The 25,196-nt window shown below is 48.5% G+C and carries 23 protein-coding genes and 1 pseudogene; 8 read left to right on the top strand and 16 right to left on the bottom strand.

The genetic code is table 11. The annotated features are described in order from the left end of the window. Positions 1 to 11: 11 nt before the first annotated feature. Together gltB and trhO are read right to left on the bottom strand one after the other, a co-directional pair. On the bottom strand, positions 12 to 4,610 hold the full coding sequence (gene gltB / locus skT53_RS13235) for a glutamate synthase large subunit (RefSeq protein ID WP_200757750.1): 4,599 nt from the start codon (positions 4,608 to 4,610) through the stop codon (positions 12 to 14). Positions 4,611 to 4,785: 175 nt separating this feature from the next. Next, on the bottom strand, positions 4,786 to 5,679 hold the full coding sequence (gene trhO / locus skT53_RS13230) for an oxygen-dependent tRNA uridine(34) hydroxylase TrhO (protein ID WP_226375216.1): 894 nt from the start codon (positions 5,677 to 5,679) through the stop codon (positions 4,786 to 4,788). Between the two features lie 378 nt (positions 5,680 to 6,057). Between trhO and skT53_RS13225 the strand changes: the two genes are divergently transcribed. After that, complete coding sequence (locus skT53_RS13225; RefSeq protein WP_200757746.1) at positions 6,058 to 7,422, top strand: MFS transporter; 1,365 nt, start codon at positions 6,058 to 6,060, stop codon at positions 7,420 to 7,422. A gap of 41 nt (positions 7,423 to 7,463) precedes the next feature. Here the strand turns inward: skT53_RS13225 and skT53_RS13220 are convergent, their stop codons facing one another. Continuing rightward, a complete protein-coding gene (locus tag skT53_RS13220; protein WP_200757744.1) occupies positions 7,464 to 9,167 on the bottom strand; it encodes a methyl-accepting chemotaxis protein in 1,704 nt (567 codons plus the stop codon). A 229-nt stretch (positions 9,168 to 9,396) separates the two neighbouring features. On the opposite strand from skT53_RS13220, the gene skT53_RS13215 reads away from it, so the two are divergent. Then, complete coding sequence (locus skT53_RS13215; protein WP_200757737.1) at positions 9,397 to 10,356, top strand: SDR family NAD(P)-dependent oxidoreductase; 960 nt, start codon at positions 9,397 to 9,399, stop codon at positions 10,354 to 10,356. A gap of 18 nt (positions 10,357 to 10,374) precedes the next feature. Beyond that, on the top strand, positions 10,375 to 11,199 hold the full coding sequence (locus skT53_RS13210; RefSeq protein ID WP_200757735.1) for an SPL family radical SAM protein: 825 nt from the start codon (positions 10,375 to 10,377) through the stop codon (positions 11,197 to 11,199). Here the strand turns inward: skT53_RS13210 and skT53_RS13205 are convergent. The 5 genes from skT53_RS13205 to skT53_RS13185 all read right to left on the bottom strand — a co-directional run bounded on the left by skT53_RS13205 (position 11,165) and on the right by skT53_RS13185 (position 16,276). After that, the gene (locus skT53_RS13205) at positions 11,165 to 11,638 is read right to left on the bottom strand and encodes a DUF2306 domain-containing protein (RefSeq protein WP_200757725.1); all 474 of its coding nucleotides are present in this window, start codon (positions 11,636 to 11,638) and stop codon (positions 11,165 to 11,167) included. The genes skT53_RS13210 and skT53_RS13205 overlap by 35 nt on opposite strands. 223 nt (positions 11,639 to 11,861) lie before the next feature. Next, positions 11,862 to 12,614 (bottom strand): SDR family NAD(P)-dependent oxidoreductase, encoded by a 753-nt coding sequence (locus skT53_RS13200; RefSeq protein WP_200757723.1) that lies wholly within the window; start codon positions 12,612 to 12,614, stop codon positions 11,862 to 11,864. Between the two features lie 65 nt (positions 12,615 to 12,679). Beyond that, positions 12,680 to 13,465 carry an aldo/keto reductase gene (locus skT53_RS13195; protein ID WP_404828965.1) on the bottom strand — a complete coding sequence of 262 codons (786 nt, stop codon included), beginning with the start codon at positions 13,463 to 13,465 and terminating at the stop codon, positions 12,680 to 12,682. A gap of 59 nt (positions 13,466 to 13,524) precedes the next feature. After that, entirely contained in the window at positions 13,525 to 14,199 is a 675-nt protein-coding gene (locus skT53_RS13190; RefSeq protein WP_200757716.1) for a uracil-DNA glycosylase, read from the bottom strand. A gap of 163 nt (positions 14,200 to 14,362) precedes the next feature. Next, entirely contained in the window at positions 14,363 to 16,276 is a 1,914-nt protein-coding gene (locus skT53_RS13185) for a PhoX family protein (protein WP_318978521.1), read from the bottom strand. 240 nt (positions 16,277 to 16,516) lie between these two features. Here skT53_RS13185 and skT53_RS13180 point away from each other — a divergent pair, with 240 nt between their 5' ends. The 3 genes from skT53_RS13180 to skT53_RS13170 are packed head-to-tail and all read left to right on the top strand — an operon-like array spanning position 16,517 to position 18,327. Continuing rightward, complete coding sequence (locus skT53_RS13180) at positions 16,517 to 16,900, top strand: GntR family transcriptional regulator (RefSeq protein WP_200757714.1); 384 nt, start codon at positions 16,517 to 16,519, stop codon at positions 16,898 to 16,900. Further along, a complete protein-coding gene (locus skT53_RS13175; protein ID WP_200757712.1) occupies positions 16,887 to 17,591 on the top strand; it encodes an ABC transporter ATP-binding protein in 705 nt (234 codons plus the stop codon). The genes skT53_RS13180 and skT53_RS13175 overlap by 14 nt, the downstream gene beginning before the upstream one ends. After that, positions 17,575 to 18,327 (top strand): ABC transporter permease, encoded by a 753-nt coding sequence (locus skT53_RS13170; RefSeq protein ID WP_200757710.1) that lies wholly within the window; start codon positions 17,575 to 17,577, stop codon positions 18,325 to 18,327. Before skT53_RS13175 ends, skT53_RS13170 begins: the two co-directional genes overlap by 17 nt. Before the next feature lie 85 nt (positions 18,328 to 18,412). Here the strand turns inward: skT53_RS13170 and skT53_RS13165 are convergent, their stop codons facing one another. Further along, positions 18,413 to 18,688, bottom strand: a complete 276-nt coding sequence (locus skT53_RS13165; RefSeq protein WP_200757708.1) for a hypothetical protein — start codon at positions 18,686 to 18,688, stop codon at positions 18,413 to 18,415. Positions 18,689 to 18,786: 98 nt separating this feature from the next. Between skT53_RS13165 and skT53_RS13160 the strand changes: the two are divergent. Further along, positions 18,787 to 19,047, top strand: a pseudogene (locus tag skT53_RS13160) (hypothetical protein); the annotation flags it as partial. Positions 19,048 to 19,065: 18 nt separating this feature from the next. Here skT53_RS13160 and skT53_RS13155 read toward each other — a convergent pair. Continuing rightward, positions 19,066 to 19,329 (bottom strand): type II toxin-antitoxin system death-on-curing family toxin, encoded by a 264-nt coding sequence (locus skT53_RS13155; protein ID WP_200757706.1) that lies wholly within the window; start codon positions 19,327 to 19,329, stop codon positions 19,066 to 19,068. Positions 19,330 to 19,495: 166 nt separating this feature from the next. Then, positions 19,496 to 21,148, bottom strand: a complete 1,653-nt coding sequence (locus skT53_RS13150) for a glutamine--tRNA ligase/YqeY domain fusion protein (RefSeq protein ID WP_200757697.1) — start codon at positions 21,146 to 21,148, stop codon at positions 19,496 to 19,498. Positions 21,149 to 21,348: 200 nt separating this feature from the next. Here skT53_RS13150 and skT53_RS13145 point away from each other — a divergent pair, with 200 nt between their 5' ends. Beyond that, on the top strand, positions 21,349 to 21,783 hold the full coding sequence (locus skT53_RS13145) for a CotD family spore coat protein (protein ID WP_200757695.1): 435 nt from the start codon (positions 21,349 to 21,351) through the stop codon (positions 21,781 to 21,783). A 284-nt stretch (positions 21,784 to 22,067) separates the two neighbouring features. Here skT53_RS13145 and skT53_RS13140 read toward each other — a convergent pair whose 3' ends face one another. From skT53_RS13140 to skT53_RS13120, 5 genes are all read right to left on the bottom strand, one after another. Next, positions 22,068 to 23,510 (bottom strand): amino acid permease, encoded by a 1,443-nt coding sequence (locus skT53_RS13140; protein WP_200757693.1) that lies wholly within the window; start codon positions 23,508 to 23,510, stop codon positions 22,068 to 22,070. 8 nt (positions 23,511 to 23,518) lie between these two features. Continuing rightward, a complete protein-coding gene (locus tag skT53_RS13135; protein ID WP_200757691.1) occupies positions 23,519 to 23,686 on the bottom strand; it encodes a hypothetical protein in 168 nt (55 codons plus the stop codon). A 37-nt stretch (positions 23,687 to 23,723) separates the two neighbouring features. After that, positions 23,724 to 24,146 carry a hypothetical protein gene (locus skT53_RS13130; RefSeq protein ID WP_200757689.1) on the bottom strand — a complete coding sequence of 141 codons (423 nt, stop codon included), beginning with the start codon at positions 24,144 to 24,146 and terminating at the stop codon, positions 23,724 to 23,726. A 21-nt stretch (positions 24,147 to 24,167) separates the two neighbouring features. Further along, a complete protein-coding gene (locus tag skT53_RS13125) occupies positions 24,168 to 24,587 on the bottom strand; it encodes a response regulator transcription factor (RefSeq protein ID WP_200757687.1) in 420 nt (139 codons plus the stop codon). A 317-nt stretch (positions 24,588 to 24,904) separates the two neighbouring features. Then, positions 24,905 to 25,195 (bottom strand): spore coat protein, encoded by a 291-nt coding sequence (locus skT53_RS13120; RefSeq protein ID WP_200757685.1) that lies wholly within the window; start codon positions 25,193 to 25,195, stop codon positions 24,905 to 24,907. Position 25,196 lies beyond the last annotated feature (1 nt).

Raw genomic sequence — 25,196 nt, 5'->3', positions numbered from 1 at the left:
CCCCCGATTCCTTAATTTCCACCGACGCGCGATTCGTCGTTCTTATTCGCTTCAAACGCGGCCATAACCGCTTCTGCACCGCTCAATCCGGCCTGTTCTACACGTTCAATCGCTTCCATCATCCGCTTGTAATCTTTCGGAATGACTTTTACGAATTTAGGAACGATTTGGTTCCAGTTTTCAAGTATCCGCTTGCCGTTATCACTGTCGGTGTAGCGGACATGATTCAGAATCATCTCTTTGACTTGCGAGATTTCATCCGGATTTTCCAACGCTTCGAGCAGGACCATCTCTTTGTTTACTTTGTCGCGGAATTCGCCATCCACATCTAACACATAAGCGATACCGCCCGACATACCGGCTGCAAAATTCCGGCCGGTCAGACCGAGCACCACCACGCGTCCACCTGTCATGTATTCACACCCGTGGTCGCCTACACCTTCCACTACGGCAGTTGCGCCACTGTTACGAACACAGAAGCGTTCACCAGCAACTCCCTGAATGTATGCTTCCCCAGAAGTTGCACCATAGAAAGCCACATTGCCGATTATGATGTTTTCTTCCGGAACAAAGGTCGATTTCTTCGGCGGATAGACAATAATCTTTCCTCCCGACAATCCTTTTCCGATATAGTCGTTTGCATCACCTTCCAACGATAAGGTCATCCCCTTTGGCACAAATGCGCCAAAACTCTGACCAGCGGATCCCTGGAAGTGGAAACGAATCGTATCTTCCGGCAGCCCCTCGGCACCGTAACGTCTTGTTAATTCACTGCCCACAATCGTACCGACCACACGGTTTATGTTGCGGATCGGGAATGTCGCCTGCACAGGTTCTTTTCGTTCCAGAGCCGGTTCGGCCGCCTTCAAAAGTTGCTGCATATCCAGCGATTTATCCAATCCATGATCCTGTTTGGTACTGCAGTATCTGCCCACTTCTGCCGGAACATCCGGTTGATAAAGGATCGCCGACAGATCCACCCCTTTTGCTTTCCAATGGGAAATCGCCTTGCTGGGTTCGAGCAGATCGGAACGGCCAACCATTTCGTCAATTCTGCGGAAGCCTAATTCTGCCATATATTCGCGTACTTCTTGCGCAATAAACCGCATAAAATTGGCCACATGCTCAGGATCACCCATAAACTTTTTGCGCAGTTCCGGATTTTGCGTAGCGACACCGACCGGGCAGGTATCCAAATGACAGACGCGCATCATCACGCATCCCAAGACCACAAGAGGCGCTGTTGCAAAGCCGTATTCCTCTGCTCCCAGCAAAGTCGCAATGACAACATCCCGACCGGTCATCAATTTACCGTCTGTCTCTACGACAATACGGTCACGCAGTTTATTGAGCATAAGCGTCTGATGGGTTTCCGCCAGACCTAACTCCCAAGGCAATCCGGCATGCTGGATGCTTGTTTGCGGCGATGCGCCCGTACCTCCATCATACCCGCTGATTAACACCACATCGGCGCGGCCTTTCGCAACCCCGGCCGCAATTGTGCCAACTCCTACTTCCGACACCAGTTTCACGCTGATTCTGGCAGACGGATTGGCGTTTTTCAAATCATGAATCAGTTCTGCCAAATCCTCAATCGAATAAATATCATGATGCGGCGGCGGTGAAATCAGACCCACACCAGGGGTAGAATGTCTAACCTCCGCTACCCACGGGTACACTTTGCGGCCTGGCAGTTGTCCGCCTTCGCCCGGTTTTGCTCCCTGCGCCATTTTAATTTGAAGCTCATCCGCATTCACCAAATAATGGCTGGTAACACCAAACCGGCCTGACGCCACCTGTTTGATGGCACTGCGACGCCAGTCTCCATTCTCATCCGGAATGAATCGTGCCGGATCCTCGCCGCCTTCCCCTGTATTGCTCTTGCCTCCAATCCGGTTCATAGCGATAGCCAGACTTTCATGCGCTTCTTTGCTGATGGAGCCGTATGACATAGCTCCTGTTTTGAACCGTTTCACAATCGAATCAACCGATTCCACTTCTTCAATCGGCACCGGCTGCCGAGTTTTCTTCAATTCCAGCAGGCCTCGCAGGGTGTAATGTTCTTTTGTCTGATTATTCAACATTACGGAATACTGCTTGAACATACCGTAATCGTTTTGACGGCATGCCTGCTGCAGCATATGGATCGACTGCGGAGTGTACAAGTGCTTTTCACCGTCGCGGCGCCACTGCAATTTGCCCCCCGAATCGAGTACACGATCCACTCCTTCACGTTCCGTATATGCCCTCTGATGCCGCATGAGAACTTCTTTTGCCACTTCTTCCAGCCCAATCCCTTCAATACGGGAAGGTGTCCATGTGAAATATTGGTCAATGAACTCCTGGTTCAGACCGACTGCTTCGAATATTTGCGCGCCGCGATAACTTTGAATCGTCGAAATTCCCATTTTGGAAAGGACTTTCACAACGCCTTTCGTTACCGCTTTGATATATTTCTGAACTGCTTTCTCATGCGTAAGACCTGTCATCATATTCTGGCGGATCATGTCATCGAGCGATTCGAGCGCCAAATACGGATTGATGGCACTGGCCCCGTATCCGATCAACAAGGCGAAATGATGTACCTCGCGCGGTTCTCCCGACTCTAAGAGCAGTGCTACCTTGGTGCGCGTACCTTCCCGGATCAGATAATGATGCAGACAGGATACGGCCAACAATGCTGGAATCGGCGCGTTTTCCGCGCTTACGCCACGGTCGGACAGCACCAGCAATGTGGCGCCTTCTTCGATTGCACGGTCCGCCTGCTTGCACAGTTCATCGAGCGCCTGCCGCAATCCTTCACTGCCTGCGGCAGCCTTGAACAATATCGACAAAGTGGTTGACTTGTATCCAGGCCGTTGAATATGCACCAGTTTGGCAAACTCCTCGTTTGTCAAAATCGGCGATTTCACTTCAATCTGGTGACAGCTTTCCGGCTCCGGATGCAAGAGATTCCGTTCCGGCCCCAACGTGGTGGTAGTTGCGGTCACGATTTCCTCACGAATCGCATCAATCGGCGGATTTGTCACTTGCGCAAACAGTTGTTTGAAATAGTTGTACAACAACTGCGGTCTGTCCGATAAGACAGCAAGCGGCGTATCGATACCCATGGAACCGATCGGATCTACTCCCTCGTTGGCCATCGGTTTCAAAATCTTGTTCAGTTCCTCGTACGTATAACCAAACGCCAACTGACGCTCCAGCACGGTTTCATGTTCCGGTTCCGGAACATGCGGCGCTTCCGGAAGTTCTTCCAAAGCCACCAAATGCTGATCCAGCCACTCTTGGTAAGGATATTCCGATGCGATTTTCTGTTTGATTTCTTCATCCGTTACGATTCGCTGTTCGTCCAGATCGACAAGCAGCATGCGTCCGGGCTGCAACCGCTCTTTGCGAAGCACATTTTCTGCGGGAATATCGAGCACGCCTACCTCGGAAGCCAGTACGATCATATCGTCTTTCGTTATATAATAACGAGCTGGACGCAGACCGTTACGGTCCAACGAAGCCACAATCTGTTTGCCGTTTGTCATCGCCATCGCGGCAGGGCCGTCCCACGGCTCCATTAAACAGCTGTGATACTCGTAAAACGCTCTCTTTTCCGAGCTCATGCTTTCATGGTTTGACCACGGTTCAGGAACCATCATCATCGCAACATGCGGCAACGAACGGCCCGACAAATACAAAAACTCAAATGTGTTGTCAAACATTGCCGAGTCGCTACCGTCCGCTTCAATAACAGGGAGCAGCTTTTTCAGATCTTCCCCGAAAAGTTCCGAATCGCACATGGCTTGACGCGCATGCATCCAGTTTACATTACCGCGCAATGTATTGATTTCCCCGTTGTGAATCAGGTAACGGTAAGGATGCGCACGCTCCCAACTGGGGAATGTATTGGTGCTGAAGCGCGAATGCACCAATGCCAAAGCCGTCTCGACAGCAGGATCTTTTAAATCTTTGTAATAAACGTCAATTTGCTCGGTGGTCAGCATTCCCTTATACACAATCGTCCGGCAGGAAAAGCTTGCAAAATAGAAAAACTCTCCGCCCGCCATACTTGAATACCGGATCGCTTTTTCAGCCCGTTTGCGAATCACATACAGTTTCCGCTCAAAGCTTTGCTCATCTTGAACGTCAGATCCTCTACCGACAAATATCTGCCGAATAAAAGGTTCATTCGATTTGGCAGTTTCCCCAAGATCTCTGTTATCAGTGGGCACATCGCGCCAGCCCAGAACAGTTTGGCCCTCTTCACGAATGATCTTTTCCAGCGTTTCTTCACTTTTCTGACGATTCACCGAATTAGGAGAAAGAAATAACATGCCGACCCCGTATTCTCCGGCTTCAGGAAGTTGAATACCCAACTTTTCCGATTCACGCTTAAAAAAATGATGCGGAATTTGCAGCAATATACCAGCACCGTCTCCTGTGCTGGTCTCAGAACCTTGACCGCCCCGGTGGTCGAGATTACGGAGTACCATCAATGCTTGCTGGATGATTTTGTTCGACTTGGCACCCTTGATATTGGCTACAAAACCTATACCGCAAGCGTCATGTTCGAACTTTGGGTCGTATAGCCCCTGTTTGGCAGGAAGTCCGTGATTGTTCATTTTACTTTCAACCTTTCTATTAATCTGTTTTTCTTTTTGTTATTTGCTAGAAAACGCGGGTATTTCTGGGGTTTTTCGAAAATTCAATGTTTCTACATCATACCACTCTCAGAAATTTATATCAATTTGAATCAAAATGATTCATATAAATGTCAATCAAATAAAAGCCCAGTTGTCATGACTGAACCAACTGGGACAAACATTCTTCGGAGCAGAAACCCTGATGTTTTTCTTCGCATTCCTCGCAGCAAATGTGCTGCAGATGACACAAGTCGTTCGCGCAATTAATGTAACGATCCTCCGGTTTGCCGCAATGATGGCACCTTCCGACGATCACATCTTCGACCTGATTGACCGGGACGGAAATTCTTTCGTCAAATACGTAACATTTCCCATCGAAAAGTTGCCCTTTCACTTCGGGATCTTTCCCGTATGTGACGATGCCGCCTTCGAGTTGGGACACATCTTTGAACCCTTCCCGCAACAAGAAGCCGGACAGCTTTTCACAGCGGATTCCGCCTGTGCAGTAAGTCAAAATTTTCTTGTCTTTATATTGACTCATATTTTCACGAATCCACTTCGGAAATTCGCGGAATGATTTTACTTCCGGACGGATCGCGTTTCGAAAGTGTCCGATATCATATTCATAGTCGTTTCGCCCATCCAGAATAACCACATCGTCCTGCTGCATCGCCTCATAAAATTCCTTGGGGGTCAAATGTTTCCCCGTTAACTGGTTCGGATCAATATCCTCTTCCAGTCGGAACGTCACTAACTCTTTCTTGGGGCGGACGAACATTTTCTTAAAAGCAGGTTTATCCGCATCGTCGATTTTGAATACCATATCGGCAAAGCGGGAATCCTTCCGCATTTCCTCTATATAACGGTCCGTTTGTTCAACTGTTCCCGAAACGGTGCCATTAATCCCTTCCGGCGCGACAAGAATGCGTCCTTTTAAACCAAGCTCCTTGCAAAATGCCAGATGTTGCGCCGCAAATTCCTCCGGATTTTCAATCGGAACATACTTGTAATACAAAAGAACCCGATAGGGTTTTGCTCCTTCACTCACGATGACCGTCACCTCCGTAATCCCCATCTGTGATTATTGTCGTGGTCTTATACTGAAATAATAATATAGCACATTCCCTTGCAGCTTGTGAAGAGAACCTGCCAAACTTCACCCTATTTATTGGTCTGCTTGTTCCGTTGCAAGGTATCTGTCAACTCCAGCAGATTATTCATCAACTGCAGCAAAAATTCGCGGGTTGTTTCGTCTGTCAGTTTGCCTTCCGCGTCAAATTTCAGATTAATTTGCCCGATTTTAACGATTTATCCATTCTAATTCCCTCCCCCGTATTTATTCTAATGGTTTTGAATGGAAATAAACAAATTCCGCATGTTAGAATAAACTCATTCATTCCCATAAACAGAGGTGATCGTCCAGCTTATGAAAAATTCGGGAGAGAAACGATATCTACTGCTGCTCACCACCGTTGCACTTGGTACCATGCTCAATCCGCTTAACTCCTCCATGATTGCGATTGCCCTGGCTCGCCTGCAGGAAGAGTTTCACCTCACTTTTTCGGATGCCTCCTGGCTGATCTCGACCTATTATCTGGCAAGCGGAATCGGGCAGCCCGTAATGGGGAAACTGAGCGACATATACGGCCAAAAGCGGCTTTTTTTATGGGGCTTGTTTCTGATTGCGGCTGCGTCCCTGCTGGCTCCTCTTTCACCCAACTTCGGTTGGCTGCTTGTGTTTCGGATTGTGCAGGCAATCGGCAGTTCCACTCTATTTCCAGCCGGGATGGGCATTGTCCGCCGCATAATCACCACCAATCAGGCAAAGGCGCTGGGGGTTCTATCGATCTTTTCCTCAACATCTGCCGCGTTCGGACCGTCTGTCGGGGGCTTCCTTTTACATTTCGGAGACTGGCCTGCCGTTTTTTTAATTAATTTGCCATTTATTCTTTCCTCATTTATCTTGGCAATTCGGATTTTGCCGAAGGATTCCGGCATGCCGAAGCAAAAAGCGAGAATTGACCTGGCTGGCGTTGCCCTTTTTTCCGCCATGATCATCAGTTGGCTGCTGTTTTTGCTCTCGCTCGAACAAACGGTCAATTGGTGGATGCTTATCGCAGGCATTTTGCTTGCCGGTTTCTTTTATAAACTTGAATCGACTCGGGAAGATCCGTTTATTGATGTAAAATCTCTTCGCAAGAATGTAAATGTCACGCTGATCTATGCGCAATTTATTTTGGTAAACACGATTTTTTATTCGGTGTTTTTCGGCGTCCCTTCCTATTTGCAGAATGTGCATCATTTTGACGCCAAAAACAGCGGTTTGATGATGCTTTCCATTGCCGGTTTTGGTGTCATTATCACGCCGCTGGTCGGACGCTGGATTGACCGCAGCGGCGCGAAACCGGCGCTAACGGTTGGCGCTGCTGTTTTAACGATTGGTGTTTTACTCATGCTGTCGGTTCATGATCAGACATCTGCCGTCTGGATGTTCCTTATCTTTTCCGTGCTGGGCATCAGCAACGGATTTAACAATTTATCGATGCAAAGCGCTCTGTACGCACATGTAGAACCATCCGAAACGGGAACTGCTTCCGGTTTGTTCATGACATCCCGTTATATCGGAACAATTTTGTCATCCAGCTTGCTGGGTGTTTTATTCGGGAAACAGATTACGACCGCTCATTTTCATGAAATTGCGGTCGTTTGTGCCGTAATTGCGGCAATCGTACTGATGCTGACCATTCGTATGCCAAATGCGGTCGCCAGACAAAAAGCAGGAAGCCGTTAATCGGCCCCCAGTCGCTTTTTATGACGCTATCCAATTCCACTTTATACTTTGAGCCTTTCCACGGTCTGTTTCAAATCGTTTGTCATGGCGGATATTTCCTCCGAACTTGCCGCAATCTCTTCCACTTCCGCGGAAAGGCGTTCAATTGACTGGGTCACTTCCTGTGAGCCGGCCATCGAATGATCGATGATGGTGGCAACCGATTGAATCAATGATACGATCTTTTCAGAAGTGGAAACCTCTTCGTTGGTCACATTTGTGATCTCCTCTATATTTTTGACGGTACCGTTGACCGCCCCCAAAATATTTTGCAGCGCCTCGCCCGCCGTTTTAGCGGCTGTCACGCCTTGTTCCACTTCTAACCGGCTTTGTTCAGTTGCCGAAACGGCCATTTCAATGCTCTCGGAAATTTTCCGAACCAGATCAGCCACCTCGGATGCTCCTCGGTTCGATTGTTCCGCCAGCTTACGGACCTCTTCCGCTACGACGGCAAATCCCCTGCCCGCTTCGCCTGCTCTAGCGGCTTCAATTCCGGCGTTCAACGCCAGCAGGTTGGTCTGATTGGCGATGTCGGTGATGGTGTTGGTCATCAAACCGATTTTCTTTGAATATTCGTCGAGAACTTCCATCAGATGTCCCGTTTCTGCTGTCTTACTTCTGATCGTTTCCATACGTTCGATCGTTTCGGCCGTCGTTTTCTTCCCTTGCGATGCAGCCTGCAATGTGATCTTTGAACTTTCTGCCGCTTCATTCGCCTTCGAATGGGCTACTTGTATGAGAGACGACAGTTCCATTAAGACTTTCGACGCTTCTGCAACAGAATGGCTGCCTTGTGCCGCCTCAGACGATACTTCTGCCGAACTTGCGGAGATCTCCGAAAAAGTCAGCGAAATCTGTTCCACCGACTTGGCCATCGATTCAGTCGACTCTGCCACCTGCTGGGCAGCCGCATAGACCTGGTTGTTTATATTTTTCAAAAGATCGCGCAGGCTGTCGACCATCGTATTGACAGCTACAGACAGACGTCCGATCTCGTCTTTGGCTGAATTTTTCACGACTTCCACCTGCAAATTTCCTTCCGCCACTTGCTCCGCTACCTTTGTCAGTTGGGTAAGCGGCTTGATTCGAATACTTAGGTAAATCCATAAAAGAGCAGACACGACAACAACCTCAACCACGACGAATAAAATCACTTGATTCTTAAAACTGTTGGCCATTGCTTCGTAGGGGGAATTTGGAACTCCCACATACCAGATGCCGATAATCTGACCGCTTTGATTTTTGATCGGTTCATATGCTGTCTGGTTGATCGTGCCCACCACGTCGGCTGTTCCGATATAAACTTTCCCTTCTTTCAAAACCGCCTGTGCGACAGCATCCGATACTTTTGTACCGACAGCCCGGCTGCCATCCGGCTTTTTCACGTTTGTGGCAACCCGCGTGTCTCCCATGAAAATGGTAACCGTATCGCCCGTAAGTCCGCCGATTTCATCAACAACCGAAAAGTTACCGTTGATCAGAACATCACCTTTATAAAGCTGATTGTTTTGTACGGACCAATCGCCCGGAAATTTTTCTTCCAATACGGTTCTTCCCAATGCCAAATCGGATTTTAACTTTGATTGTGCACCTGCCAGCACATTGTCGTTTGCCTGATTGACAAGATACATACCTAACAACCCGGTTCCGATGACAATAATAAGCAGCAAATACACAAGAAGTTTAAACTTGAAGCCTAATCTCATGCTGAATCTCCCTTTCACTTGATCGTTTTAAAATAAATTTCTGCCGATCCTGCTCTGGCAACGGCAGCACGTCAAATACTCGCAATCCCCACGGCTAAACTAATATACGTCATGATCGGCCTGTGTTCCTGCACCCTGGACATAACCGCATTGACAACACACAACCGCATTGACGGTAGAAAATACTTTATAATTGACATATCATCTCGGATAGAAGGAGATTCCTCAAATGGAAAAAGTGGTTGTACTCGGAGCAACAGGCGGCATGGGGAGCGCACTGGTGAAGGAATTGGTTGGGCAAGGATTTGAGACGGTTGCGTTTGCCAGAACCAAATCAAAATTGGCTGCCCTGCGGAATAAATGCGGTGACAGGAAGTACCTCATGAGTTATTACGCTGGGGATGTGTTTAACCTTGAGGATCTTGTGAATGCTACACGCGGCGCAGACCTAATTATTCACAGCGTGAACATTCCCTATCCAGAGTGGGAAGCAAAACTTTTAACGCTGGCGAATCATGTAGTGCAAGCGGCTAAAATGAACCGGTCGAAGCTGGTTGTAGTCGACAACGTATATCCCTACGGCCGACCGCAAATGGATCGAGTAACAGAGAATCACCCAAAGGAACCTCACACGAAGAAAGGCAAACTGCGGCTTGAGATGGAACGGCTGATCTTTGCCGCCCATCAGACGGGCCTTCCTGCACTGATTGCCAGACTGCCTGATTTTTACGGGCCGGAAGCGCGAAACACCCTGCTTGATGTGACATTTCAGGCAATTGTCAAAGGAAAATCGGGTATTTTTATCGGCAGTCAGGACCTTCCCCGCGAGTTTATCTATACACCCGATGGCGCCAAAGCGGTGGCGGAACTTTCCAAGCACGCGGATGCATACGGTCAAAATTGGAACATACCAGGCCCCGGCACCATCACAGGCAGAGAAATTATTCAGATTGCCAAAGACGCGGCAGGTACGAACAAACCCGTGCGTTCGATCGGCAAAAACATGATGGCTTTCGTCGGGCTGTTCAACCCTATAGTGCGGGAAGCGGTGGAAATGATGTATTTAAACGAGCAGCCTCTCGTCCTCAGCGGGGAAAAATATGAACGGCAGATTGGACCGGTTCCGAAAACTCCTTATGCAGAAGGAATTCGGATGACGATACGGAGCCTGCAAGAAGCGAACCGATAAACCTACGGGAGAACCGCAATGAAAATAACGATCGAACACAAAATCCCAACCCGCGTTCTGACACCTGCCAGCGGCTATCTGACGGAATACAGCCACACGTTGAATCCGTATGTCGGCTGTACTTTCGCCTGTTCCTACTGCTATGTGCGGCGTATGCCAGTGGCCCTGTTTCGCGGCAGCCCGTGGGGATCGTGGGTGGATGTAAAGCAGAACGCGGCCGATCATTTGCGGACTGAATTAAAACGTGCAAATCAAAAAGGGCCGGTCACGATTTTCCTCTCCTCCAGCACCGACCCCTACCAGCCTGTTGAATATCGTGAGAAAATTACCCGATCCTTCTTGGAAGTTTTGGCGGAAAATCCGCCTGCGTTTCTATTCGTCCAAACCCGCAGTCCGTTGGTTGTGCGCGATATCGATCTGTTCTGCCAGCTGAAAAACCGCATTCGGATCAGCCTGACAATTGAAACGGACCGGGACGACGTACGCCGCGCGTTTGCGCCGTTGTCTCCCTCCATACCAGCCCGGCTGTCTGCCCTGAAAAGGCTGACCGCAGCCGGAGTGCCGACCCAGGCGGCGGTTTCGCCACTTTTGCCTTGTACACCTGCGTTTCCCAAAACATTGTCTGCCGTTACATCCCGCGTCTGCATCGATGATTTTTTCAGAGGAGACGGCAGTGGCGGCAAACGGACGGAGCAGCTTGGCATCCGGCAGATTTTTCATCAAAACGGTTGGGATGAATGGTATGACAAAGAAGCGTACACTCGCCTCATAGCCGATTTTCAACGCGATTTCAAAGGGCAAATTTATCTCAGCCAGACCGGATTTTTGCCTGAAAGTGTTTAACGGGTCTGTTGATGATAATCGGGAACCATTTTAACAGCGGAAAGCTGATCACAAAGCCATAAGCGCTGATCGCAATGCCAGATAGAGTCAACAGAGCCGGGAACAACAGGTCAACCGGATTCCGGTGCGCCTGCTTCCTGTTTTTAAAGCGGAGTACGCGCAGCCCGTACCAGGCGGTGGCTGAACTGAGAATCGCAATAAAGATCAGAAACCAGGAAAACGCCACCCGGTTTGCGTCACTTGTGACATCGAAAAAGATGCGATAAACGGCCAAATACAAGGCAGATAAGGAAACTGCGGACATCGCGGCCACATATATCCAGCCAATTCGATTGTGGAGCTTGCCTCCTTTTTTGGTCACGATCGGTATCCAGAAAATACAAAGTGCCAGAAATCCGGCCAGTATATGAAGCACCAGAAAAATTTTAAACAAGAGCATCCGATCTTCCCCTTTTGCAATGAAGTTGTCTCCCCCATGTACGCAGTTCCTCAAGATGTGCCCCATTTCTCCTTTATTTTTGCGAAAAGCGGCATTCCTCACCAGTGTAACGCGATCTATATTCAGGCATGACTTTTGGCATATTCCGATACGCAAAAACGCCTCCCTGCTGAGGGAAGCGTTTGTTCTACTGCAATCGTTTGCTCTACTGCAATATTTCGTATTACGACAAATCCATTCCGCCATTGACCGGCAGATATACGCCTGTCGCAAAGCTGTTCCAATCGGCTGCCAGACTTAACACGGCACCCGCAATGTCTTCCGGTTGTGCCAGACGGTGCAGCGGCGTCAAGTTCGCCATCATTTCATGCATTTCTTTCGGTTGATGTTTCGTAGCATCAGTCAAAACCAATCCCGGCGACACGACGTTTGCCGTAATATTTTTCGGTCCAAGCTCCTGTGCCAGATACTTGGTGAATGTTACGAGCGCAGCTTTGGCAGAACCATGTGCGATAAAGTTGGGGGACGGAGTGCGTGCCAAACCGCTCGCAATCGTAATGATTTTACCGCCGCCCTGTTTCTCCATGTGCGGCACGACCGCTTGGCATAACCGGAATGCGGTCGCCATCTCGCCATTCAGTTTTTCGGAAAACTCGTCCCAACTCATCTCCATAAACGGTTTATATGCAAAATTAATGTTGGCGTTGCTGACCAGCACATCCAATCTGCCGAACTGGTTGACAGTCGTTTCAACCAGACGTTTGACATCCTCTGCATTTCGAACATCGGCCTGAACGGCAATCGCCTTTTGCCCCTGCTGCTCGATTTGGGCGACCACTTTCGCCGCTTCCGATTCCGAACTGAAAAAGTTGACCGCTACATCAGCACCCGCTTTGGCCATCAAAACCGCAGTCGCCGCTCCAATTCCCCGGCTCGCGCCAGTTATCAATACTACTCTTCCTTGCAATGGTTTCATTTCGATTCCTCCCCGCCACGCATGAAGTGGAATATGTTGTAATGCAAAAACGTAAGCAAAGCACCCTAGAAGTTAAAATGATCCGGGTCAGGTCCCAGCCGTTTGTTTTGGTTCATCGCATCGATCTTTGCCATGTCTTCCGCCGACAGTGCGAAGTCGAAAATATCCGCGTTTTCCCGGATCCGATGTTCCGTCACCGATTTCGGGATTGTGACCACCCCATTTTGCAGATCCCAACGAAGTATAATTTGCGCCGGAGTTTTGTTATATTTCTTCGCCAATTCCACAAAAATCGGCTGCTGCAGCATGTCACCTCCCCGCATCAGCGGAGCCCAAGCTTCCATCTGAATCCCTTCCGATTTGCAGAACTGGAGCAGTTCTTTCTGTGTCAGCATCGGATGCAGTTCCACTTGGTTGACCATCGGTTTGATCTCGCAATCGCTGATCAGATCCTGTAAATGATGCACATGGAAATTGCACACTCCGATAGCGCGTGCCAATCCGTCTTTGCAGATTTTCTCGATCGCTCTCCAGGTTTCCTTGTATTTGCCTTTGACAGGCCAGTGAATTAAATACAAATCCAGATAGTCGAGGCCCAGTTTTTTACGGCTCGTTTCAAACGCCCGCAGTGTCGAATCATATCCCTGATCCGAGTTCCATACTTTCGTCGTGATAAAAATCTGGTCACGCGGTACACCAGATTCTTTTACTGCCTTTCCGACACCCGTTTCGTTCTGGTACATGGCAGCCGTATCGATGCTGCGGTATCCGACCTGAATGGCCGTTTTGACCGCCCGCTCCACCTCGTCGCCATCCTGCGCCTTATAAACGCCGAGCCCGAGCCAGGGCATTTTTACGCCGTTGCTCAACACGGCTGCTTCCGCAATGCTTGTAATCACAGAATCCCCTCCTACAAATTTGGAATTTGCCAATCAATCTCTGTCAGTCCGTGCTTCTTGAGGAATTGGTTTGTGCGGGAAAACGGCCGGCTGCCGAAAAAACCCCGATTGGCCGAAAAAGGGCTTGGATGAGGCGACTCAATCACCAAATGATGCGGTTCCGTGATCCATTGCCGTTTTTCCTGCGCGTTTTTGCCCCACAGCAGGAAGACTGCCGGTTGTTCCCGCCTATTTAATGTACGAATCACCTGATCGGTAAATGTCTCCCAGCCAATCCCCCGGTGCGAGTTGGGAACCCCCGCCCGAACGGTCAACACTGCATTTAACAAAAGCACACCCTGCTCCGCCCACCGGGTCAGATAGCCGTTATTTGGAATCGTGCAACCCAAATCGCTTTGCAGTTCCTTGAAGATGTTTTGCAGGGACGGGGGGATGTCTACGCCCGGTTTGACAGAAAAACTTAACCCATGTGCCTGCCCCGGTCCGTGGTAAGGATCTTGTCCGAGTATGACCACCTTGGTAGCGGAAAATGTGGTAAGATGCAGCGAATTGTAGATGTCGTGCATGTCCGGGTACACCGTCTTCGTGCGATATTCATTTTTCAAAAATTCACGCAGCCGCAGATAGTAAGGCTGCTGAAACTCCGTGTCGAGCAGAGGCGCCCAATCGTTTTTTAAAATTGTCATCCGAATCCTACACCTCTGGAATGTATGCTATCCATATTTTAGCAGTTATTGGTGGAACCCGTCCAATCCGGTGAGAGTCGTCCAATGTAAAGAAGATCCCAACGGTAATCCGCGGGGATCTTCAAACCTATGACCTGCGCCCTGTGCCTGCATGGCAAGATTTTTACTTGTTGTCATCCTTGCCTGTTTTATTGCCCTGCATAAGATCTTGCATACTTGGCAGACCGCTGATGTAGCCGACCACCCCGGAACGCTTGTTGTCAAAGTTTTGGTTGATCCGTTTTTCAATTTCCTGTTTCAGTGGATCCGGAATTTTCGTTTCAAAATCGCCCGGGTGTTGCAAATTGCTCAGGATATAAGTAAATCCGTTGACATCCCCGTTAAACTGTAATCCGGTTGCTTCCGACCCCGCCGGCAATGACAAGATGCGAGACAGTTTTTTCGTATCTACATTGTAGGCCCAAACGAAATTGTTTGTGTGTTTGCCACTGTCTTCCCCAATGAACAATGTACGCAGTTCTTCCGAGTACGACAGATTATCCGGATTTGCCACCTTGTCGACTGCCGCCGTATTTCCTTTATCATCAGCCGCCGCCATATCTTCCCCGACAACGAATCCGCTCATGTCGGTGGCCACATATTGGCTGTCGATCTTGTCCTGCTTATTGTCTTTCTGTCCGCCCGCCAGGGAAAGTGCATATGTGACGCCGGAACTGATTTTTGGCAATTGAATGTCGTCTTGCAGCCCGTCCTGCGCCGTGCTTTTCAACATGTCTTTCTCTACATAAGACATAGCCACATAGAGTTTCTTGTCTTTCGCGTTCAGCGTTACGCCTTCCATTTTGTTGAATTCGTAAGTCGCGCCAAGCATGGCACCGTATCGGCGCGGCTCCAAAAATGCGGCTGCTTTCTCCATGCCAGGTTTTACTTTCAACCATTCGACATTGCCGCTTGGGTACGTTTTGATTTTCGTAAAGCCAGGCGTATCCATCTCCGCCGTTTCAAAGATGTCGCTGAATTTTATGTTGCGGTTGATATAAGTTGCAATTTCGTTATCGGTTGCATGACCAAGCTTGATCCACTTCAGATTCGCTGATCCTCCGTTTTGATCGCTCGTCTGCTGCCATTTCGCCGCGTATAACGTACCACTCGACAAATCTTTCGGCTTATCCGCCACATACATGAACAGCATCGTGTTCGAACCGTCATCGCCGAAGTAAACCGTTTTGTTGTCCGGCATTACCTTTGCCAATTCATGTGAAAAACGTCCCATACTGTAGTGTTTCACAACGGTCGTTTTGCCGTCTTTCGTTACGGAGATTTCCGGAATAAATCCGTACATGTAAGGATTTCCTTGTTTGCTCGCGTCCTGGAAGTAGTTTTTCGTGAAATAAGCTACGTAGGTGTTGCTTGGATTCGCTTCAAAAGCGCGCGCATCCGGCTCATACTCCTCGCTGGTCAACTCTGTATTCCAGGGAGTTACAGATCCGTTGCAGGGAATCCAGAGACCATTCACACCTGAAAAATCAACTTTTTTCAACTCCACCGGGCTCAACTGTCCCGTTTTCTCATCCTGTTTCAGCGTGGTCAGACTGATCGAAGCTGGAATCATTCCATATGCGCTTTTTCCCGAATTGTCACGGGTAATATATTCATAGTTTGTCAGCAGATAAAGCGAGTTGCGATCTTTCCCGTCTTTAAACTGAATCAGACCGTTCGCGTCCGGATCGTCCGACACGAATGGAGTCGGTTGACCAGGCACACTGGTATCCATAATCGGTTTTCCGTATACGTCAACTGCCACTCCGGCCGTAACCCCGCCAACCTTGTCGGTCGACTTAAACAGGGTGTTGTAGGACAACGGGTACAGTTTGGACGAACCGTCATGAAACGTAACTTTAACGCTTGCTGTCGAATAGGCTTTTGCCATTTCTTCCGCTGTTTGCGGTGCATCCATGCCAACAAATTCAATTGATTGAACGCTGGACGGTTTGTCAGTCGCCGCAAAAACAGGCGATACGGTCGTCATCGAAATGGCCAAACCCGCAAGTGCAAGCAATCGTTTCTTACTTTTCAATTGAATCCCCCCCACAATAGTTGTAAAAATGATGAGTTGCTTTTACACATCAGATTTTAGACATTCATTGTTAACCCTTGGTATTTGTTCTGTAAAAAAACGGTTAAAATGAAAATCCGATTTGCGTAAAAGTGGAAACCGGGGTCTTCTTGACATTCCAATCATATCGTGTTATTGTTCTATTGTATTAATCAATTAATACAGTATTACAGTTTGCGTGTCACGCTTTTGGAGGTGCTTATGGAATTTAACGAGAGGGAACCCATCTATTTGCAGATTATCGATGATTTCAAACAGAAATTTGCAAACGGCACCTATCAACCCGGTCAGGAGATTCCGTCGCGCCGGGACTTGGCTGCACAGCTGCGGGTAAACCCCAACACCGTGCAGCGGGCATATCGCGAAATGGAGGAGATGAACCTGATCAAGACGCTTCGCGGGCAGGGCAGTTTCCTGACAGATGATGCATCTGTGGCCCGTACCATCCGGGAAGAAATGGTGAACCGGCTGGTCTCCGATTTTGTCCGGAAGATGTCCGCCCTGGGTCGATCTGCTGCCGACATTTTGTCTGATTTGAAACTCTATCTGGATTCGAAAGGAAGTGATCCTGTTGATCACGATTGATCAAGGAAGCAAACGATTTGGCAGCATCCAGGCGCTTGACGGATTGTCGCTGCAGGTGGAAGAAGGGAGAATTACCGGACTGTTGGGTTTAAACGGGTCAGGCAAATCGACTACCCTCAAGGTAATTGCCGGATTGCTCCATTTGGATCAGGGAGAAATCCGGATAGATGGAGAACCGCCATCGATCAGCAGCAAACAGAAGATCGCCTATTTGCCGGAAATCGATGTGTTGTATCCGTGGATGACTGTGTCGGACGCGGTGACTTATATGAAAGATTTCTACGCCGATTGGGACGATCAAAAAGCAGCCCGTCTGGTCGAATATTTCCAGCTATCGCCTGCCCGGAAAATACGCGATTTGTCAAAAGGCAGTCGGGCGAAAGTGAAACTGCTGCTGGCTCTCAGCCGCCGCGCCAAGTACCTGCTGCTTGATGAACCGCTGTCCGGAATTGACGTGCTGGCAAGAGAGGATTTGATCCAGGCACTCGTCGATGACTTTCTGGAAGAAGGGCAATCCATTCTGATTACGACACATGAAGTGAAAGAAGTGGAACCGATTCTTGACGATGTCCTGTTCATTCGGGCCGGTAAAATCGCCCTGCAAGGGAACCTGGAACAACTGAAAGCAGCGAAGAATCTGTCTCTGGTTGAAATCATGAAGGAGGTGTTTGGCGGTGTCCATCACGTTTAAACGTTTGCTGGCAACCGATTTTCGCAACGTCCGGACACAACTGGTTGTTGCGCTCACAGCACTGCTGCTCCTGCAGCTGATCGCTTTTATCTCACTCCAAACAGCGACGACTCTTCCCGGAAAAATGGGGCTTGCCCTTACGATGAGTTTATCGATGGCAATCGTTATGTTTATTCCTCCCATCCACGCGTATACGATCTGGCATAACGAATGGAAACAGAACAGCATCTATCTGCTGCTTGCCCTGCCCGTTTCGAAAAATTCGATTTTCTGGTCGAAGTTTATCGTTATTTTGAGCGAATATCTGTTGCTCGGAGCCGCTTTCCTGATCCTTATGTGCGGCCAGGTACTGTTTTCCGGCCGGTTTCCGGAGTTGCCCGTTGATGAAATAATGAAAAGATTGAGTGATCCGGTTTTCATTTCACAAATGGTGAGCCTGCCTGTTTCACTGGCCAGTTTTATTCCGTTGATTTTCATGTCGGTGCTGGCGGGTAAAGCGTTCAGGAAACACTCCACCTTTATAACAGGCATATCGATTATCGCTCTATTTATCCTGACCAACAAAATTGATAACTGGCTTTTGGCGGATAAAGCAAACGGACGCGTTTTCGTTCTCCCCATTGCCATCACAGGGCACGTAACCGACGCTCTCATCCAATCGGGCGTTAAACTGATGTTTGCCATTTTATTCTGGTTAGGCAGTGTGTATTTGCTGAAGAGAAAAATCGAACTGTAACAGGTATCTTCTGTTTTTAGTGCAAAGGCGCAACCCTGTTTCCGCAAGGTTGCGCCCCTCTGTTTATTCGCAGCTGTTTTCCCGATTACTCATCGCCGTTTGTGCAGCAGCGAATCGTATCAATCTTGTTGTTGTATTCCGTACCGCAGATCCGACAGGTGAGATCATCCGAAAACTGTTTCAGATCGCGAAAAATCACCAGTTTTCCGGTTGACTGCTCCACATCCAGCCGGTTGCCTGATCGTTTGATTGTGTATAAGGAGTCGCCAAATACGAAATTTGTTCCGTTCATTTCCTCTTCCGACAGGATCCCTTTGTTTCTCTCGATCCACTTATTCACCAGTTCCAATCCGGTAGTCATACGATTCTCACCTTTTTCAAATGGTTTATGTTTGTTTTATTGTACTATAACAGATTTCAATTTTCAATCCTGTTTTATAATGACAAGATTCGACTTTTTGTTCGGGAGGCGATTTAAAAAACTTCGCCGCCCAAGGCGATCAATTGCCTTCCCATTTGAAAGAAGTGACTACCTATCTGCACGCGGCCGTATCAAGGCTCACCCGTATGAATGCACCGGTCATCGCAGCCGTCAACGGCGAAACGACTGCTGCATACTGGTTGGCTGGAAACTTTGGCTTCGCAAATGGAAATGGAAAGCCGTTCGATCGCCGATATGACCCCGTGCATATTGGACGGCACTATCATGTGACATTTTAAGATTATAGCCGTTAAGCTTCAGGAAGACGACAGTTGCGGAAAATGCGGTTCTCTTATTTGCGTTATGATTGGATGATTTTGCGCCAGTGACTCCATCAGAGCGGCAGCATTTAAAAAGATTGTGGGATACAGACTGTTTCCATCAAAAGTAGATTGCGGTCGGGCTACCGCAGATTCTAACAACCCTAAATCTTTCACTCCGACTTGTTCTTTCGGACTAATATGTTTAATAATGGTTGCGTTTAAAAGAATAATTTCCTCAACCGTTAGATATTGTGTCATTTGTCCTTTAACGTCCTCAACACATCATTATATTCTCCATGTCTCATTTCTACATAATATGTTCTAACGTTATAACATATAAAACCAAATTCCTGTGGACTAGCAAAAAACCGGCTGCCGGTGAAAGTTCTGTTTCCACCTGCGCAGCCGGTTTCATTTTTCTGTCCTATGATTTGGGTAATTCAAACGAACTTTTCAGCGATACGATTTGATTGAATACGATCCGTTCGGGCGTCGTATATTTAGGATCCACGCTAAAATAACCATGCCGGAAAAATTGAAATTTATCCAGCGGTTTGGCGTCTTTCATGTTGGGTTCGACAAACCCTTGCAAAATCTCAAGAGAATTCGGGTTAAGCGAATCGAGCAGCGATTTTTCTTCGTCTTTGTCCTCTAGCAGCAGCGAATCGTACAGCCTGAACTCGACAGGCAGCGCCTGTTTCGCATCCACCCAGTGGATCGTGCCTTTTACTTTGCGGCCGGTGAAGCCGGAACCGCTCTTTGTCTCCGGATCATACGTACAGTGCAGTTCCTTCACGCGGCCTTGTTCATCCTTAATCACATCGTTGCATGTTATAAAATACGCGTGTTTGAGACGCACTTCATTGCCGGGGAACAACCGGAAATATTTGCTCGGAGGATTTTCCATAAAATCGTCCTGCTCAATATAAATTTCCCGTGAGAACGGAATCTGACGGATTCCCATTTCGAGGTTCTCCGGATTGACTTCTGCATCCAGCATTTCCACCTGATCTTCCGGGTAGTTGGTGATGACCACCTTCAAGGGACGCAGCACCGCCATCGTTCGAGGCGCTTTCAGCTTCAAATCTTCCCGCACAAAATGCTCGAGCATGCGGGCGTCCACCGTGCCGCTCGTTTTCGAAACGCCGACTTCTCTCACAAAGTTGCGGATCGATTCGGGTGTATACCCCCTCCGGCGCAGTCCGGAAATGGTCGGCATACGCGGATCATCCCAACCGTCAACCACTTTTTCATCCACTAACTGTTTCAAAAACCGTTTGCTCATTACCGTGTTCGTCAGGTTCAAGCGGCCAAACTCGTACTGGCGGGAAACATGCTCCATTTCACATTCCCGGATCACCCAGTCGTACAGCGGACGATGATCCTCAAACTCCAATGTGCAAAGCGAATGGGTGACCCCTTCAATTGCATCTTCCAGCGGGTGGGCATAGTCGTACATCGGATAGATGCACCATGCATTCCCCGTATTGTGGTGCGTCGCGTGAGAGATTCGATACAGCACCGGATCACGCAGATTGATATTCGGGGAAGCCATGTCAATTTTGGCTCGCAGGACTTTTGCCCCGTCCGCAAATTCCCCTTTTCGCATCCGCTCGAACAAATCCAGATTTTCTTCCACTGAGCGATTTCGGTAAGGACTCTCTTTGCCCGGCTCCGTCAATGTACCGCGCATCTCCCGAATTTCTTCGGCGGAGAGGTCGTCGACGTACGCTTTGCCTTTACGAATCAACAATACTGCCCGACGATACATCTCATCGAAATACTCGGACGCAAAAAACAGCCCGTCCCATTCGAATCCCAACCATTTGACGTCTTCTTTGATCGCCTCGACATATTCTGCGTCTTCTTTAACCGGGTTTGTATCGTCAAAACGAAGGTTCGTTTTCCCCTTAAATTCATCGGCCAGTTCAAAATTGAGGCAGATCGATTTGGCATGTCCAATATGAAGATACCCATTCGGTTCCGGGGGAAACCGGGTGACAATCTGACTTACGGTTCCCGCCTTCAAGTCTTCCATTATAATATTGCGTATAAAATTTGACGACTTGTTTTCCATGCGCGCAACCTTTCTTCCTATAGAAGTAGAACGATTTCCTTCCTTTGTCTTATCATACTGACTCCGCCAAGAAAGTTCAACTTGAACCGAATCAGAATGGATAAATGTCTATCTTCCTGCAAAATAGACCTTTGACTACGGCAAATGCGGATGGGTACTCATACAACTATAGTGTATACGCACAGAAGGAGGAGATTCTGTTGAAAAAAGATTCGACTCGTCAAATAGCCGGTTATCCAGGTGTCCCTGGTCAGGTTCAGCCATGGGCAGTTCCCGGCGCGCCCGTTCAACCGTGGGCAACTCCCGGCGTTACCCCTGCTGTTCCAACAGCCCCTGTTGCTGCGGGAGTTCCTGCTGTTCCGCCAGTGGGAATGGCCCCAGCCGCTGCTCTGCCTGGTTTTCCAATGGGTATGCCGGTCACGGTTGCCCCCGTCCGCCGCATCGTACACCCGACCCGCATTATCGAAAGGCATACAACCACCCGCTTCCCGGTCATCAACGTATATCCGACCCATACGAAAAACGTGCATCATAATATTTATGAATATTACTGCGAATATCCGCACACAGCGAGCAACGAGTGCTGCGAACATTGCATTGACCACTGCTGTCCACCGCCAAGCAATCCCTGCTAAATCCGTATTCCTATACAAATTGTGCAAAGGACAGTCGATTCAATCGGCTGTCTTTTTTGTGCTTACATTTTATAAAACTAAAAATCTTGTAGAATGGCGCACTTTTTCAAAAATTGCTGTACGGAAAGCGTAACTTCCTAAAATGTCGATTTTTAGATTACGGGTGAAAAACCTAGGTATATACGACTGCCCAATGGGGTTTACAGATGTACAGCGGGGCCAACATCTTAATGCATGACGATCATAACCCGGACCCCAGGCAAAGCGGGGTATCCAGAAGATGATTACCCCGCTTGCTGTTTTCTTCTTTTCCGCACAAGCACATAAGAGAAACTGACAATGCAATAAAAAAGTAACGCAAAGTAAAATCCCATTCGCTGATCTCGAATTTCCAAAGAGTACACAGTGAGTACCACAATCAGCACCATTACCAGCCATGACGTGTAAGGCGCCCCCCAGGCGAGAACCGATTTTGGCAGAGAGGGTTCTTTCTCCTTGATCCATTTCACGAGCGTCAGGAGGTTGACGGTCCAGTTAAAAAACGTGATAAATCCGCATACACTCGCCAAATACGAATACACTCGGGAGGGCAGCAAATAGGACAGCACGATCGTCAGCGCCACGCCAGTCGCTGAAACAAGCAGCGCCCGAATAGGGACGCCGCGCCTGTCTAATTGGGTCAAAAAAGAAGGTGCATACCCGGATGACCCCAGACTTTGCAGCATCACCGTTACTGAAAATACGGAACTTGCCATCACCGAAAACGCGCTGATTAAGATTACTACGTTTAAAATCGGCCCAGCAAACGGAATTTGAATGGCTGAAAGCGCCGCCACAAACGGGCTGACGTCCGCGTTGTAACTTTGCCATGGTTTCAGCAGAAATAACCCGATCGTCGCTAGCAGATACAACCCTAAAATGATCGTTACCACGGCCACAGCCGCTTGATTTATCGTTTTCTCAGGACGCTCCACTTCCGAACTGGCCATAGCGACCGCACCAATGCCGCTGTAAGAAAAAATCACCCACAGCATCGACTGAAAGACTCCGTTCCAGCCATGCGGAAGAAATCCTCCGTATGCGGTGATTCCCCGCCATCCGACCATCCCTGGCGCGGGCAAAAGTCCCGTAACCGCCAGGACCACCGCTATTATAAATCCAACCAAAGCGGAAATCTTAATGATCGACATCAGACTCTCGATCCGTCCGAAATTCTTCACGCCAAACGCGTTTAACAGAAAAATAATCGCTGCATAGGCGGCCGACAATATCCAAAGCGGAATATGAGGCCACCATACCCGCGAAAATATACCCATAGCCACCGCTTCACTGCCGATTCCAAGAATGCCACTCATCCAAAACAGCCATCCGAGTACATACCCAATGTAGGGACCCATTGTCTGCTCCGCGTACACGCGGAAAGAACCCTGAACCGGATGTGCCGCGCTGATCGACACCATCGCCCCGAGTACTTGTGACATGATAAACGCCCCTAAAATGTAGGCCAATAAAACTCCCGGGCCAGCGACTGAAATAGACAATCCGGAACCGAGAAAGTACCCGGCCCCCACGATTCCTCCCACCCCGATCATCGCCAGTGTACTCGCCTTTAAATTACCTTTTGGTTTTTGTCCTGCGCCCTGGTCCGCTACCTGCCCAATCTGAATCCGGGGAACTTTGGCCGAACAGCCAAGCGCTCCCCGTTTAGCTGATTTTTGATCAAACATCGGCATCGTTATCGGTCGACTGGTGATATGGAGCCAGCCGATTCGGCATCCGTATCCAGTGCAAACGGTGACACTGTGGCGCTCACGTTATCTCTTTCAAACTCCTCTTTGTTGCCGTTATCTCCATGCTTTTTCTGCTGCTTTTGTTTGTTTATTCGGTTCTGTTGGTCCTTCATACAAGAAACCTCCCTCAAGCACAATTTCAATCTGTTGTTACTTTTTGCAAAAAAGGAGGTTTCCATGTATTTTTTTTACATTATGTTGGTCTGTTTTCGTTCTGAACAATCGGTAACCTGATGACAAACCGGGCTCCCCCATCGTCCCGGATGATTGCAGAACGAGACTTTCCAACCGTTTTTCCGCATCCTGCAAAATCTTCAGAGGTCTTGTTACCGACCGCATCATTCCATATGCGATAAACAGCATGATTACTGCTGTAATCACAAATCCCTGCAGCAAAACCACCAGCAGATAACCCGTCGCATCGCGCAAATTTTGCAGCCCCGTAAAAAGGACAAGCGCATCGGGTGCCTGCACACCCCCTCCAAAATTAACGGGTATGACAACATAAACAACGTCCCTGCCAGCCAACTCCTGTTTTCCCTCTACCTGTTTTTCATCCAGATTGACAAACAAATCACCTGTTCGTATAGTCCGCTACATTTCCTGCCGACCGGTTCCGTTTCCCGCATCGCCAGCCATTACATCAATTCTGCGAAACAGCGTTTTCACCTGTGCCACCAATTCCCGAGGCGAAAACGGCTTTGACAGATAGTCATCGGAACCGAGTTCAAGACCCACGATTTTGTCTACTTCATTGTCTTTGGCTGACACCATGATGATGGGAACCATACTTTTAGCCTGTATCGTCCGACACATCTCATATCCATCCATTCCGGGCATCATGATATCCAATATAACGAGATCAGGAGGAAGGTCGGACCAGACTTCCCATACGGATTCAGCACGTTCAAATGTATGTACCTCATATCCTTCCGCCTGCAAATACGCCTGCATAATTTCACGCACGTTCGAATCGTCGTCAACAATAAAAATTAAACGTTTGTCGTGTTCCATTCGGCTCTCCTCACTCCGCATTGCTAAATCCCTGGACCTGTGAACTTCTTATCTGGCATTCGCCAATTTCATGTAAATCCCTTGTAAAGTCCCAAACGGCACTCCCAGAACCTCTCTATCTATGATCTATTAAAGTTACCAAACAAATGTGGAATAAATGTGGATGGGTTGACTATAACGAATGGGGGTTAACCTCTCGGAGGTAAAGAAAATTTATAAATTCCAATCGACTAAATAAGAGGCCTTCTCCGGGCCTCTTCGTTCGTTTTGGTGGAAGAGCGTCTTGCATGGACGGTATAAAATGTCGTTAATCTTTCTTAAACGTTGAGCGCCGTCTCCGCATTGGTCAAATCCAATTGAATTTGTTCATTTGGATTGTAGGGATGGTACCAGCCCCTGCTCATCATGAATTGGGTGATCTCCTCATGCAACTCAATGGCTTCTTTTAACTGATTGCGCAGAACCGATCTGACTTCGGGGGTTGCGGCTTCCGTTACTGCCGCAGCGCAATTTCTTACCCCGGTTTTTGCCGCGATCAATAAATCGGTCGCAATCACTTGATCGGTCAGGGTGTTCATTCCGATCAAGTTTTCAATAATGGTATTCATC

It is taken from the genome of Effusibacillus dendaii (assembly GCF_015097055.1).
In the GTDB taxonomy this organism is placed as follows: Bacteria; Bacillota; Bacilli; order Tumebacillales; family Effusibacillaceae; genus Effusibacillus; species Effusibacillus dendaii.
Note: the sequence above shows the minus strand (reverse complement) of the source record. Positions and strands in the feature narration are given on the sequence as shown.